Below are 15,157 nucleotides of genomic sequence, written 5' to 3'. Positions count from 1 at the left end.
ATTTAATAAATAGATCATTCACCTCACAATTTCACATTCAACGCCACCATAAAATTTGTTCCTGCCATTGGGTAATAAAAATTTTCAGTGATCAGTGAGCCATATTGATAACTGTAAGTGTACCCGTTAGGTTGATATTTTTTGTTGAATACGTTGTTTACCTGCACAATAAACGCTGTTTCTTTAAAACCGGTATTACGAAGTGTATAACTGATGCGTGCATCCTGTACATAATATGGGTCAAGACTGCGCTGCCTGTTGGATGTGTTATCGAGGTACTGACGACTTACATATTTTGCTAACAGGCTGATGTCGAAATTAGAGAATGGGGTGATTGTTGCATTGCCTGATGCCACTACGTCGGGCGATAGTGCAATGCTTGTTGTGCCATGAGGCACTGCTTTCTGACCGCCGTTGTCGTAATCATCATAGTATTCGGTAAAGTTTTTAATGCGGTTACGGCTAAAGGTTGCATTGGCCGATACGCTTACCCAGGGTTCAAACCGTATACCACCCTGCAACTCGATACCCATGCGATAGCTGCCGGGTACGTTTGTGCGGGTATAATTGCCTACATCATTTATTTTACCGGTAAGTACCAGCTGATCTTTATACAACATGTAATAAGCGGTAACTCCCCAATTGTAATACCTGGTTTTCTCTTCTACACCCAGTTCAAAATCGTGCAGTTTTTCAGGTTTGGGTTGCTGGCTGATGCCTGCTTCAAAATCGTCGCGGTTGGGTTCTTTTTTACCCTGTGCATAAGATACATATACCTGGTAGCCATTCTTTGTATAGGCAAAACCTACTTTCGGATTAAAAAAGTTCCATGTATTACGCAGCAGCAATGATGGGTTATTTTTAAAGCCGCCTATATAATATAACACGCGCCTGAATTGCAGATCGGCAAAGCCCTGCAGATTTTCAACAAGCTGCACCTGGTATTTGGCATAGGCATTCACATCTGTTTTAAAAGCGTCGGTATTATACCACTGGTAATTGTTGGGTATTCCTCCCATGGCCGACCATATCACATTGCCATAATGTTTGCCATCATAACGATTCCATCCGCCGCCAACGATCAGTTGGTGACCATCATTGTTATAGTGAAGAGAAAAGATCTGTCCGTAAAAATAATTGTCGAGCCATTGCTGCTGCACCAGGTCTGTTGCATGGATCGTATCTGAACCGGTAACAAAATCATTCAGGCCGTATTCGCTATATGATCTTACCGGTTTATACTCTTCGTAATATCCTCTGCCGCGCGTTAAAAAGAAGGCTGTGTTAACAGCGAACTTTCCGTTGAAATCGTGGTTGATGAATAGCTGGTAGTGGTCCTGCTGGTAGTTATCGGTTTGATTGGGATAAGTAAAATAATTATACTTCCTGGGATCTGAATTGAAGAGGTTTACACTGTCTTGCTGAGTAAAATATAATGTACCCAGGTTGTTATAATAATGGTTTAACAGCGCTGTTTTATCGTTGCGCAATTTTGCCTCGGGTATTCCATTCCATGCCTGATAGGTTTTTTCATTGCCCGAAAACACATTTACGCGAACAGACGTGTTTTTATTTAACCAGGCGCCTGATAAAAAAAATGATTTCAGTTTACAAGGGTCCCGATCAATAAATCCATCGCTTGATATTTTTGAAAGACGTGCATCGATGGTAAAATGATCGTTGATCAAACCGCTGCCGGCTTTAACGGTGTGTTTCCAGGTATTGAAAGAACCGTAGGTATTATTCACTTCTGCATAAGGATTGGTATTCGTTTCATTGGTGCTTAAATTAATGGTGGCGCCAAATGCACCGGCCCCGTTGGTTGAAGTGCCAACGCCGCGCTGTACCTGAATGCTGTTTACCGAAGAACTGAAATCGGGCAGATCAACAAAATAAGTGCCCTGCGATTCAGCATCATTATAGGGAATGCCGTTAAGCGTTACGTTTATGCGGGTAGCATCGCTGCCGCGAATACGGATACCCGTGTAACCAACGCCGTTCCCGGCATCGGAATTTACCACAACCGAAGGCGTTTGGTTTAATAAAAATGGCAGATCCTGCCCCAGATTTTGTTTTTCAATATCTTTTTTATTGAGATTGGTTTTGGTGAAAGGCGCTTTTTCACCGGCGCGGGTAGCTTTTATTTCAACCGGTTGTAAAAACAAATTCAATTGCGTGAGTTTGATATCGATATTGCTGCCCGGTGAAACCGTTTGGCTGGCAGATTGATAACCTACAGATGTAATGAGAAGTTTATAGCTGCCCGGTTTAACTTTTTTAAATTCAAATAATCCTGCTTCATTGGTAAGGGAAGTTTGTCCGTTACTTAACTCAACAGTGGCCGAGGCAACAGGGGCAGCGGTAGACGCATCTGTTACTTTGCCATTAATCTGAGCAGCCAGCCATTGAGTAAGTAACAGTAAGCAAATCCCCAAAAACACTTTTTTCATTTGTATGTTGTTTTCTTTGAAAAAATGATTTGAGAGAAATGCCGCGATGGCGAAGTGTAGGCAATATGTTACTACCTTCCCTGCGCAGGCATTACCCTGATCAGGTTCTACGGGTATTATCTCAGCCATCCCGCCATCGGCGGAAGAGCACCCCGGGGAATCTGAAATTCTCTTTTTCAGAAAGAGAGCGCAAAGTTACGTACAAAAAAGTTTTAAGAATATTGTAACATATAGGCCTTCTTATTCGTCACACCCAAAAATGATGTATGCGTAAAACCCTAATAACGCCTATACTGCTCTTAATCAGTTACCTCGCTGTTACCCAGGAGAAGGTTATATACGACGCAAATGCCGAAAAGCGGAATGTGGGTGGATTTCAAAGTGTGAAAGTGTCTGATGGAATTGATTTATATATCGTTCAGTCAAACGACGAGGGTGTAGTTGTTAGTGCAACAGAAATCGCGCATCGCGATAAGATCAAAACCGTTGTAGAAAATGGTGAGTTAAAGATATATTTTGACCAAAGCTGGATGGGCTGGAACTGGAAAAACCGGAAATTAAAAGCCTATATTGCCATCAAATCGCTTAAAGGCATAAAGGCATCGGGTGGGGCCGATGTAATTGTGCAGGGCGTATTAAGCAGTGCCCAGTTATCGATGCATTTTTCGGGCGGCAGCGATTTTAATGGTAATGTTAAAGTAACTGATTTAACAATAGATCAAAGTGGCGGTTCAGATGTTCGTATCAAAGGCAGTGCGGTAAATGTAAAAGTACAGGCCAGTGGCGGCAGTGATTTTAAAGGATACGATTTAACGGCTGATTATGCCATTTTGCAGGCCAGTGGCGGCAGCGATGCCGAGTTAACGGTAACCAAAGAAATAGCCGCAGAAGCAAGCGGCGGCAGTGATGTGCGCTACAAAGGAAATCCTGTAATTAAATATAGTTCGGCAAGCGGGGGAGGAAGTGTGGCGAAGAGGGGATAGGACTTAAAAGTTATAACGGATTAAAATATAATTTTCAAAAAGATCAATTGTATTTGGGTGGAAATATATAAACCCTTAACTTTGCACCCCACATCAGAAACAGAGGATTAGGATTGGAAGATGGATGTGGAAAATAAGAAAGAGTAAACTAAAAAATATTATATCGCGAAGTAGAGCAGCGGTAGCTCGTCGGGCTCATAACCCGAAGGTCGGAGGTTCGATCCCTCCCTTCGCAACAGACAAAAGGGCTCTTAGGAGCCTTTTTTCATTTTCAATATGTTATTTATTTGTGATGTAAAGCAGTGGTGGTTAAGGATTTTATCCGGCACCAAACCTGAATGAAAGGTTAATCCTTTTTTTACGTCAACCAGTATGGCCTCGCCAACGGCGGGGCTGTTTAATTTTATACCTTTGCAAAGTTTTTAAACAGTTATGAAAGCAGGTTTTGTTAGCATATTTGGCAGGCCCAATGCGGGTAAAAGCACTTTGCTGAATGCCCTGATGGGCGAAAAGCTGGCTATTGTGTCGCCTAAAGTGCAAACAACCCGGCATCGCATTAAGGGAATTGTAACAGAACCTGATTATCAGATCATTTTTTCCGACACTCCCGGCATCATTGAGCCCAAATATAAACTGCAGGAAAAAATGATGATGGCCGTAAAGCAGGCCCTTGAAGATACTGATGTAGCCCTGCTATTGGTTGATATTAATGAAAACCACGAGGAGGTAAACGCTATATTTGAATCGCTTCATTTGAAAGTGCCCGCTGTTATTGTTATTAATAAGCTTGATGAAGCGAAGGCGGCGAAAAAAGAAGAGGTATTTGCATTTTTCGGTTCAAAGCCATATTGCAAAGAATTGGTGGGTATTTCGGCCCTGAAAAAATCGGGCATTAACGATCTTCTCAATACAATTCTGAAATTTTTACCCGAGAATCCTCCTTTTTTTGAAGGAGATGAAATGACCGACCTGCCTACCCGCTTTTTTTGTGCAGAAATGATACGTGAGAAAATATTTTATTTGTACCAGGAAGAAATACCCTATCATACAACGGTTATAGTTAATGAATTTAAAGAGAAATCGACCCTGGTTAAAATTGCTGCTGACATTATAGTAAACCGCGAGTCGCAGAAAGGGATTTTACTGGGTGAAGGTGGTAAAATGATCCGGCAACTGGGTACAGATGCCAGAAAGGATATTGAACAGTTTCTCGAACAAAAGGTATTTCTGGAACTGTTTGTTAAAGTGCGGCCTAAGTGGCGCGATAATGAGTTCATGTTAAAAGAATACGGCTATCACTAATAATTTTTGAGCAACGTTATGGCAGGTTATACAGTAGCAATTGTTGGACGACCCAATGTAGGGAAAAGTACTTTTTTTAATCGTTTGCTTGAGCAACGCAAAGCAATAGTGGATGATGTCAGCGGTGTTACCCGCGATCGCCAGTATGGTGTAGCCGATTGGAATGGTAAATCGTTTAATATTATCGATACAGGTGGTTTTGTACCGCAGAGCGAAGATATTTTTGAAAAAGAGATCGGTAAACAGGTAATGATTGCCGTTGAAGAAGCGAATGCCTTATTGTTTATGGTAGATGCCGCTACCGGTATTACCAACCTCGATGAGTCGATGGCCGATGTGTTACGCCGTGCTGCCAAACCGGTGTTTCTGGTGGTGAATAAAGTAGATAATCACGAACGCCTGCTCGAAGCAACTGAATTTTACGGACTCGGATTTGATAATATCTTTTTCCTTTCATCGATGAGTGGCAGCGGTACAGGTGAACTGCTCGATGCCGTGGCTGCTTTAATTAGCGATGAACAGGCGGCCGAAGTGCTGGCAGAAGGCGCACTCCCTAAATTTTCCATTATTGGTCAGCCGAATGTAGGGAAGTCATCTTTATTAAATGCATTAATAGGGCAGGAGCGTACTATTGTTAGTGAAATTGCCGGTACAACCCGCGATACCATTCATACCCACTATAATCTTTTTCAAAAAGAATTTGTACTTATTGATACGGCCGGTATTCGCCGTAAAACAAAAGTGCACGAAGACCTGGAGTTTTATTCGGTGATCAGGGCCATTAAAGCCATGGATGAAGCCGATGTATGTTTGCTGGTGCTGGATGCTGAAAAAAACATTACGGCCCAGGACCTGAGCATATTTAGTTTGGCTGTGAAAAAAGGGAAGGGCATTGTGCTTTTGGTGAATAAATGGGATACAATGGAAAAAGCAACCAATACTGCGCGTGATTATGAAAATGAATTGAAGAAAAGAATTGCGCCTTTTAGTGATGTACCTATCTTATTTATTTCTGCGCTTGAAAAGCTGCGTATTCATAAGGCCATAGAAGTGGCGCTTGATGTATACGAAAGCAAACAACGTAAAATACCCACTTCAGAATTAAACGAAGTAATGTTGAAGGCCATTGCTGCCTATCAGCCTCCGGTGGTTCGTGGCAATCCCATACGTATTAAATATGTAACCCAGTTACCAACGCATGTTCCGTCGTTTGCGTTTTTCTGTAATTACCCCGACGACGTAAAACAACCTTATAAAAATTATCTCGAGAATCAATTGCGTCAGCATTTTAAATTTACCGGTGTGCCTGTACGCCTTTTCTTTAGAAAGAAGTGATGTGAAACGCTTTCTGTATTTTGTATAGCTATAGGTTTCTGAATAAACTAAGTAACCTGGAATTCCATATCGATGGGAATAATCAGGTTTTTTCTGACGTCTGCACATAATATATATGCGAAAAAGTTAATTTTTTATTTGGTGTAAATAATTATTTTTTTAACTTCGGTTTTACAAAGGCTCTCAAAGTGGCATAAACTTAACTGTTATGCGTAATAGAAAACTGTTGCGAACTTTGCAGCCGCTGCTATTTTTTGTCCTTTTCATTAATTTCTCCGCTTATAGTCAAATCAGGTGGGACGGTGATGCAGGTGATGGCCAATGGATGACAGCCCAAAACTGGACCGGCGATGTACTTCCTGCAGTTACTGACGAGGTAGTTTTAGACAATACATTTATCAATGCATCTTACACGGTAACGTTGCCCCCGGGTAATGTGGGTGTTCAGATAAAGTCAATAAATATTGCGGCGCTTACAGGCAATAGCATTCAATTGATTTTACCCGTTACCAATACAGCCATCCCTGCTTTTAAAGTTGCCGGTAGTGTTTATGGAATGGTGATCGGTAATGGGGGCGTTTTTAAAAATTCATCCGGGGCTGCAGGTGGCGAACCGGTTGAAATTTCTGATTCATTGAAGATCAATAATGGAGGCCGGTTTGTTCAAAACAGCCAGCGCAGCCATGCTGCTATTATAACAGTTTTATCAAAATCACCGGGAACTGAAGAAGGAATATTTGAATTTGATATACCAACTGCCTCAAGTACCATTTCATTAAGCGGTCGAACATATGGAAAACTGGTGCTTTCTTCCAATGCCATGAATGGCACAGTAACTTATACCGCCTCCGGTACCAACACGGTTACCGTTAGAACCGATCTTGAAACAGGGGCCGGTGTATCGCTTAGTTTGAATTTATCCGACACTCTTTTTATTGGGCGTGATTTAATTCAACAGGGCGGAATCATTAATCTTGCCAACTCTACCCGTTCATTGGTAACTGCTGTTAACCGTCATATGCTGCAATCGTCTGCCGGCATTATTGGTGAAACAGGCACGGCTTCTTCTGAAATTATTTTTAACGGAACCATCAATCAGCAGATAGATTGTAAAGGCATAATCAAAGACAAGGTTGCTATCAAAATGAATAATGCCGCTGGCGCTACCCTATTATCGCCTTTGTCGTTACCATATTCATTAAACCTGGTGCGTGGAGCAATAACTACTTCTTCTGCTAATATGCTGACCTTGCTTTCAGGATGTAGTATTACGGCCGACAGCTTGTCGAACAACAGTTTTGTTAACGGGCCATTACGTAAAGAAAATATTTCCGGTGCCCCACATTTTTTATTTCCGGTTGGAAAAGAAAACACCATGGGTTGGCTGGCATTGAAAAATGCCACCGGCCATTTTACAGTCGAGTTTTTTAAAAGCAATCCGCAACAGATTAGTGCTGTGTATGGTTCGGGTATCCATCATATTTCGAATATTGAATATTGGACGGTTCAGGCAGATGTTAGCCCTTCACCCTCAACAGCCATCGAATTATCGTTTAATGATCCCAACAATGGAGTTGGAACTGATCTTTCAACCTATAGAGTAACCCGTTTGACCAACAATGAATGGGTGAATGCAGGCAATACGGCAGTTACCGGAACGGCCGGTAGCCGTGGTTCTGTAGTAAGCAACAATATAACCGACCTGATCGCTGCACCGGAATTTTTTACGCTGGGCAGCAGTGTTGCAGCCAATAGTCCGCTTGCATTGATAAATGATACGGTGCCAATTAACCGAAATGTAAGCGGCAATCGCCGGTTGTCTTATTTGCAATTGTTGTATATCACCTCTGCGCCATTGCCTGTGCTTGCCTGCCAGGCAATGGAAAAAGCCCGGGTAACTTTTTATATTACTTCTATTACCGGGCAGGTTGTGAAAACAATAACCGCCACTATGGAGCGGGGTATAAACAGTTTACCGGTGCCACTGCTGTCGTTACCTGCCGGTGTGTATTGCATCCGGGCTTTTACCGATAAAGGACAGCCTTCGAATATGTTACGTTTTGTAAAAGGAATAAATTAGGGATATATCAGGTTGTTTTAAGTTTTCTGTTAGCACTCTCTAACTTTAATTTGGTAACCAACTGCTGAATCTCCTTCTTGTATTCTTCAAGCCCTTTCTGTTCCTGTTTAATAAAGCTGTTGTCTTCGAGCTTGCCTACTACTTTGTTCATGGCCTCCTGGTTTTCATAAACCATTTTGCGGAAAGGATTGCGGTAATCTTTCGCACGTGATTCATAAATTTCCTTTACCATCCACTCGCGGGTAGCGATGCTTTGATGCAACAGGCTTTTAATGATCGCAGGACTTGCCTTCTTTATATTAATATCAAACACTTCTTTCAGGGCCGCCATAGCGTGCGCCAGCTTTTCGTTCTGATAATTTTTGCCCTGCTGTATATAAAAATTGTGCACTGCTTCCCAGTCTTTCACCTTGCCGCCGTTGATCTGCTTTATCAGTTTGTCGATCTCTGAACGAAGTATCAGTTGTCCGCCAACGTTCATCCAGGGCGATAAGGCCGTTTTTGAAGGCAGGCTTTCGATCAGTTGTTCTGCCGTTTTAATATTGTTATTGCGTATATGTTGTAACAGCTGCTGAACCAGGTAATAATTCACCAGTTCTTTAAACAGGTTGTACGAACGCAATACTTTAATGATCTTAACCGGGCGGCGACTGTTTTCGAAATTGTCGGCCAGTATAACCAGTTCGTTCACTACGGGATCCTGGGTATCGAGCAGCACTTTGCCAATGGCAATCACTTCTTCTTCAGAAACCTTTTTATGGTTGCCTTCTCTTTTCAGCCAGGCTTTGCCGGTGAACTTTTGCAATAAGGTTATCGACTGAACCAGTTCATTAACCGAATCGGGCGCCAGAAAATCAAACTCCAGTGCTTGTGTTTTGTCGATGCGTTTATCGCGGTCGGTATACTTCCATGAGTTGCGGGCCAGCGCATACATGTTATATAAGAACCAGTAACCGGGCATTACCACCAGTTGATTATTGGTTACGTCGTTGCTTACGAGCGAAAACGGAATCGGAATATTTAACTCGGCCGGATAATCGCCCTTGGCCATAATGGTAAAGCACGCAAACTTTGAATTATGTTTGAGGCTCACACACAGGCCAGGCCAAAAGCCACGGCCGGCAATTATTTCTCCATCCGGACTGCGCGAATTGTGGTTCGACCCAACAGTTGCGCCGGCTGCCATGTTACTTAAACCCTGAACAAGGGCAGCACACAAAAACGAGTTGTTATGGTGCTGTTCGTGCGAAGGGAAGATGAGCGAGTTCAATACTTCGCAGCATGATATGGTTGAGTTATCGCCCAGGTATGAGTTGATAAGCCGGGCGCCGTATTTTAACTGCGAGTGCGAAGCCAGTACAAAACGTACTGCCTTTACGCCATAGAACAACCGGCATCCATAACCAATAATACCATTTACCAGCTCACATCCTTCACCCACCTGGGTATTGGCTTCGGCGGAAGAATTAATGGTTACGTTTTTTATTTTATTGGCGCCTTTCAGATATGCATCGCTGCCGATCTTTACATCTTTCAGGATGCGGCAATTTTTTATAACGGTTCTGTCGCCGATGGTACCGTAATAACCTCTCAGTGCGTCAAATTTTTTCTCGGTAAAATCTTTAAAGCGGTTGAGCAGCTGATCGTCGTCGCGGAAATAGGTCCACAAAAATGCATCGCCGGGCAATATACCGTCGAAAGCAAGAATACTGCGACCTGCGTTTTCATTACATATTTCCATCCATATGCGAATATTTTCAGGCTCGCCTTCTTTTAAGATGCCATTGCCGAATTTGGAATGATCGGTGGTTGCGATTTCGTTACAGTTTACCAGCATTACATCATTACCGATAATGTAATGCGAAATATAGTTCACATTATCTACTACCACGTTGTCGCCAAAATCGCAGCTGATCACCGTGCTGTTGTAAAATCCAACAGGCCTGCGCAGGTTATGGTATTCGAGATAATAAGGTTCCAGTTTACCAATGCGTACAAGTCCGAAGAACTTGCAGTTTTGAACCAGTTCGGGATTAAACGCATCAGATACCAATAGTTTATTCCAGTCGTCGGATGTATTGCGGTTGCGTACCAGCACTTCAATTTCATAAGCGGTGAGGTGCCGGTAATGAATGCCATTTTTTACCTGTTTATTGCGCAGGTAATATTCATCTTTTCCCTTGGGAAGATACAGCGATGGAATAAAATTATAGCCTAAACTATTAAGCGGTTTGCGATTGATTTCGTTCATGGGTGTGTTCGTTGGTGAATGGTCAATAGTCAATTGGCAATTTGCAATCGGCAATTGGCGATCGATAATTACAATTGCTGATTGGGTATTGTCTATTGCCGATCGTTTTTCTTACTCCACAGTAACTGATTTAGCCAGGTTTCTTGGTTTGTCAACATCCAATCCTTTGGCAACGCCGATATAATAAGCCAGTAACTGTAAAGGAACTACGCTCAACATCGGGGCTACCAGTTCATCGGCCTGGGGAACAACAATTACATCATCTGCCATTTTGGTGATAGTATCATCGCCTTCTGTGATAACAGCAATTACTTTTCCTTTCCGGGCTTTTATTTCCTGAATATTGCTGATGATCTTTTCATGGTAAGAATCTTTGGTGGCTATGAATACTACAGGCAGGCTTTCATCTACCAGGGCTATAGGTCCGTGTTTCATCTCTGCAGCGGGATACCCCTCTGCATGTATATAAGAAATTTCTTTCAGCTTTAAGGCGCCTTCGAGGGCTATAGGGAAGTTATAACCACGACCAAGGTAAAGGAAGTCGCGGGCATCTTTATATTTTTCAGCCAGTGCTTTAATTGCTTCTGTTTGTTTTAATGCTGCCGGAATTTTTTCGGGTATATCCTGCAGCTCGTTTAACAGGTGCAGGAAGCGTTTGTTATCGATGGTTCCTTTTTCGTGAGCCAGTTTCAACGCAATAATGGTTAATACTGCCAGTTGGGCTGTAAAGGCCTTGGTACTGGCCACGCCAATTTCGGGACCTGCATGGGTATAAGCGCCCGCCTGCGATACACGCGCAATTGATGAACCTACAACATTCACAATACCGAATATCAGGGCTCCCTGTTCTTTGGCTTTTTCAATGGCCACCAGCGTATCGGCGGTTTCGCCGCTTTGCGATATGGCAATGATCACATCGCCTTTGTTGACTACCGGGTTGCGGTAGCGGAACTCCGATGCATATTCTACTTCAACAGGAATGCGGCATAATTCTTCAAAAATATATTCAGCCAGTAATCCTGCATGCCAGCTGGTGCCGCAGGCAATAATGATAATGCGTTGTGCCGTTTTAAGCTGTTCAAGATTATTTTCAACACCAGCCATGGTAATGGTGCCGTTAGCAGCATCAACGCGACCGCGTAAACAATCAAAAACAGTATGTGGCTGTTCAAAAATTTCCTTCAGCATGAAATGATCATAACCACCTTTTTCAATGGCTGCCAGTTCAAGATCGAGCTGTTGAACAAACGGCGTGATCTTTTCGTTACCGAGGTTTTTTAATATCAGTTCATTGGGCTTTATGATGGCGAGCTCATAATCGTTTACATACACTACTTTTTTGGTGTATTCGATAATGGGAGATGCATCGGAGGCCAGAAAATGTTCGTCTTTACCAATACCAATTACCAGCGGACTTCCCTTGCGTGCTGCAATGAGCGTATCGGGATTATCCTGGTCGATCAAAATAATTACATAAGCGCCTACTACGCGTTTGAGTGCAATACGTACGGCTTCTTCAAGACCGCATTTATTGTTTTGCTGAATATCTTCAATAAACTTCAGCAAAACTTCGGTGTCGGTATCGCTTATAAATGAATACCCTTTTTTCTGTAATTCGCTTTTTAGCTGGTTGTAATTTTCTATAATGCCATTATGAATCATGGCCAGCTTGCCGTTTTCGGATCGGTGAGGGTGGGCATTGCGGTCGCAGGGTTCGCCATGGGTTGCCCAACGTGTATGGCCGATTCCGATATTCGCATGCAGGTCTTTACCAACCAGTGAATCTTCGAGGTCGGCTACTTTGCCTTTTTTCTTATACACATTCAAACCGGAATTCAGTAAGGCAACACCGGCGCTGTCGTATCCGCGATATTCAAGCCGTTTTAATCCTTTTAAAATAATCGGGTAAGCTTCTTTGCTTCCTATATATGCAACGATTCCGCACATATTTACAAGGGTTTAAGTTTACAAATTTTCTAAGTGTCAGGTAATATAAAAAAGTCGCGCAAACGGTTGCGCAATATTATTAAAAAAAGGGCCATGTTGTAAGTAAATCTTACAAGGTTAACATACCATTTAAGTGGTACGCTTAATGCTTAACGCCCAATGCTTAAGGCTTAACGCGAAAGACAGCCATTTTGGGCTCTTGCTTTCTCGTTTGGCTTTCAGACGTTCTGCGTTTCCGCTTTTTGCGTTACGCGTTCAGCGTTTTGCATTTCGCGTTCCGCATTTCGCGTTCAGCGTTTTGCGTTCCGCATTTCGCATTTAGCGTTTTGCTTTGAGCGTTCAGCGTTTTAATTGAGGAAAAATGGATTATTTTTTCAGCCAGGTTTCAAATAGCCGGAAGATTCTTTTGTATTCGTCTGTCCAACTTTCAGGCTCAACAAAGCCATGATCTTCCAACGGATAAACGGAGAGTTCCCAATTGTCTTTGCCCAGTTCAATAAGGCGTTGCGTGAGACGAACAACATCCTGAAAATGAACATTTACATCAACCATTCCGTGGCATATGAGCAAATGATCTTCTAAACCGGCTGCAAAGTTAATGGGCGAACTGCGACGATACGCAATGCTGTCATTAAAAGGTTCATTTAAAATATTGGAGGTGTAGCCATGATTGTAGTGTGCCCAGTCTGTAACGGGCCTTAACGCGGCTCCAGCCTCAAATATACGAGGTTTTGTGAATAATGCCATTAAAGTTATAAAACCACCATATGAACCGCCATAGAGGCCGATATGGTGCGGGTTTGCCCCCAATTTTTGCACCAGATAACGGGCGCCGTCTTCAATATCGTCCAGGTCTTTACCTCCCATATAACGGTAAATGCCGGTACGCCAGTTTTTACCATAACCGGCACTTCCCCGGTAATCGATATCGAGCACGGTATAGCCATTATCGGCAAGCAGGTTATTGAACATATATTCCCTGAAATAAGTGCTCCACCATTTGTGGGCGTTTTGCAAATAGCCGGCGCCATGTACAAATATTACCGCCGGTTTGGCGGCATGCTCCTTTGCAGGGCGAAATACTCTTGCATATACCTGTGCACCATCACGTGCAGTAAACGTAATTACTTCAGGGTCTTTCCATGCATATGACCTGAAATCATTGCTTTGCGCAAGAGTGGTTATTTGTTTTAATTTTCCGCCGGGTTTGTTTTCCTGCAGGTACAATTCCCAGGGTTTATTGCTGTAGGAATATAGAATGGCAATCCACTTTTCATCGGGTGAAATGCTTACTGTGTTGGCGCCGGTTAATGTGGTAATGCGTTCGGCCTTGCCACCTGTTACGGGCAACCGATAAAACTGCTGTTCGCCGGGATGCACTTCATTGGTGGTAATATAAAAATACTTTTTGCTGTTCGATAACTGCGCGCTCATCACTTCGTAATTGCCAGCGGTGAGCGCTTTCTTTTCTTTTGTTACTACATTGATGGTGTACATATGCGAATAACCGGTGGCTTCTGACTGAAACCAGAAAGTTTGATCATTAACCCAGCCGGTACTGTTGCCTGAAAAGTTAAAGGTTCCCGGACCGCCTATCCAGGCTTCGTCGCGCTGGCGGTCGAGCAATGTTAAATGGGTTGTTTCGCCGTCGAGCAATAACAGCCAGCGGTCTTTATTATCCTGTGCCCGCAATTCAACCACTGCATAATTTTTACCCGGCGCCCATTTGGTATTTATGATGTTTACCGGGCGAAGCGGCGGGTGTTTGCCTGCTTCAGCATATACTGCCGGATAATCTTTAACATAATCAGGCAGATCGTGGATGCCGGGAACAGAATCGGTTTTAACCAGCAGCACGGTATCTTTTTCCCTGTCGAAAACATACAGCTCCTGTTTGCTTTGCGTTACGCCAACTTTGGTGCGCCCGGCAATATCTTCGGTAAATCCGCTTTCGGTTACATAATTGGGTACGATGGTGGTTTTGGGTGATGTTGTTGTTGTTAATCTATACAAAACAAAACGGCCATCATAACTGACATTGAGCGCCGATACATTTTTACCCTCTACGTTAATGGTACGAAGCGTTTTTTCTTTTATGAATTGCTTCAGCATTGAATCGGCCAGGTCTTTTTTTTGTTTCCGCCGTAATAAAACGGCGGAGTTTTCAAGCGCTTCCTGCTGCAACCATTTTTCCTGCGTGTTGCCGGTTATTGCATTACGGTTGTTTTTTACTGCAGGCGGTTGGTTACCTCGCTGGGTGGCAGCTGTTGTAGTGGCTGCCGGTGCGGCTATTGTTTGAAAACCGGTTAGCTGCGTAGTGGCGCCTGTTGTAATATCCCAGGCATAGGCATTTTGATCGCGTATGTAAACTATTTTGTTATCGTTGAATGAAAAGGCGGGTGCGCTTTCGGTTTCGTTGGTTTGTGTTATCCGTTTAGGGATGCCTGTTTTTACATTCACCAGGTAAATATCACCCTCGTAGGCATACACATACGCGCTATGTTGGGCGTTGTAACGTATCAGGTTATCGGCAATGGCTGCCTGCCGAAATTGCCAGGTTGTTTTTTGGGGAGTAGTTGTTACGGCAGAAATATAGTATACCGAATCGGAAGTTGCATTATCGGGGTTCCAGTTAAACAGCAGGTATTTGCCATCGGCCGACCAGAAAGGATTCGAAGGCGAGGTGCCGATCCACTTCGGGTCGCGCATGATCTTTTCTACGGTTAAAGAATTCAGCTGGCTGTAGGATAGAAAGGTCTGGAAAAACAGAGCCGGGAATAGCAATTTTTTCATAGGTGGAAATTAGGCG

The 15,157-nt window shown here is 43.2% G+C and carries 8 protein-coding genes, 1 tRNA gene and 1 riboswitch; of the genes, 5 read left to right on the top strand and 4 right to left on the bottom strand.

Features of this window, described 5'->3' with window-relative positions; all coding sequences use genetic code 11:
* Positions 1-23: 23 nt before the first annotated feature.
* On the bottom strand, positions 24-2,450 hold the full coding sequence (locus AC59IL_RS13675) for a TonB-dependent receptor (RefSeq protein ID WP_496552705.1): 2,427 nt from the start codon (positions 2,448-2,450) through the stop codon (positions 24-26).
* Between the two features lie 60 nt (positions 2,451-2,510).
* Positions 2,511-2,615: riboswitch (TPP riboswitch) on the bottom strand.
* Between the two features lie 101 nt (positions 2,616-2,716).
* Here AC59IL_RS13675 and AC59IL_RS13670 point away from each other — a divergent pair.
* From AC59IL_RS13670 to AC59IL_RS13650, 5 genes are all read left to right on the top strand, one after another.
* A complete protein-coding gene (locus tag AC59IL_RS13670) occupies positions 2,717-3,433 on the top strand; it encodes a head GIN domain-containing protein (RefSeq protein ID WP_496552704.1) in 717 nt (238 codons plus the stop codon).
* A gap of 164 nt (positions 3,434-3,597) precedes the next feature.
* Positions 3,598-3,669 (top strand) — tRNA-Met (locus tag AC59IL_RS13665).
* A gap of 196 nt (positions 3,670-3,865) precedes the next feature.
* Complete coding sequence (gene era / locus AC59IL_RS13660) at positions 3,866-4,735, top strand: GTPase Era (RefSeq protein WP_496552703.1); 870 nt, start codon at positions 3,866-3,868, stop codon at positions 4,733-4,735.
* Positions 4,736-4,753: 18 nt separating this feature from the next.
* Positions 4,754-6,070 (top strand): ribosome biogenesis GTPase Der, encoded by a 1,317-nt coding sequence (gene der, locus AC59IL_RS13655; protein WP_496552702.1) that lies wholly within the window; start codon positions 4,754-4,756, stop codon positions 6,068-6,070.
* Positions 6,071-6,278: 208 nt separating this feature from the next.
* On the top strand, positions 6,279-8,150 hold the full coding sequence (locus tag AC59IL_RS13650; protein ID WP_496552701.1) for a hypothetical protein: 1,872 nt from the start codon (positions 6,279-6,281) through the stop codon (positions 8,148-8,150).
* A gap of 7 nt (positions 8,151-8,157) precedes the next feature.
* On the opposite strand, the gene AC59IL_RS13645 is transcribed toward AC59IL_RS13650, so the two are convergent.
* The 3 genes from AC59IL_RS13645 to AC59IL_RS13635 all read right to left on the bottom strand — a co-directional run bounded on the left by AC59IL_RS13645 (position 8,158) and on the right by AC59IL_RS13635 (position 15,141).
* Positions 8,158-10,401 (bottom strand): DUF4954 family protein, encoded by a 2,244-nt coding sequence (locus AC59IL_RS13645; protein WP_496552700.1) that lies wholly within the window; start codon positions 10,399-10,401, stop codon positions 8,158-8,160.
* Between the two features lie 111 nt (positions 10,402-10,512).
* Positions 10,513-12,348: a glutamine--fructose-6-phosphate transaminase (isomerizing) gene (gene glmS / locus AC59IL_RS13640; RefSeq protein WP_496552699.1), complete on the bottom strand. Its 1,836-nt coding sequence runs from the start codon at positions 12,346-12,348 to the stop codon at positions 10,513-10,515.
* 366 nt (positions 12,349-12,714) lie between these two features.
* Positions 12,715-15,141, bottom strand: coding sequence for a S9 family peptidase (locus AC59IL_RS13635; protein ID WP_496552698.1), 2,427 nt, complete (start codon positions 15,139-15,141; stop codon positions 12,715-12,717).
* Positions 15,142-15,157: the final 16 nt, after the last annotated feature.

The sequence above is a fragment of the Niastella sp. sgz303648 genome, assembly GCF_059587045.1.
The sequence above is the reverse complement of the archived record's forward strand: the minus strand, read 5'-3'. Positions and strand labels throughout refer to the sequence as shown.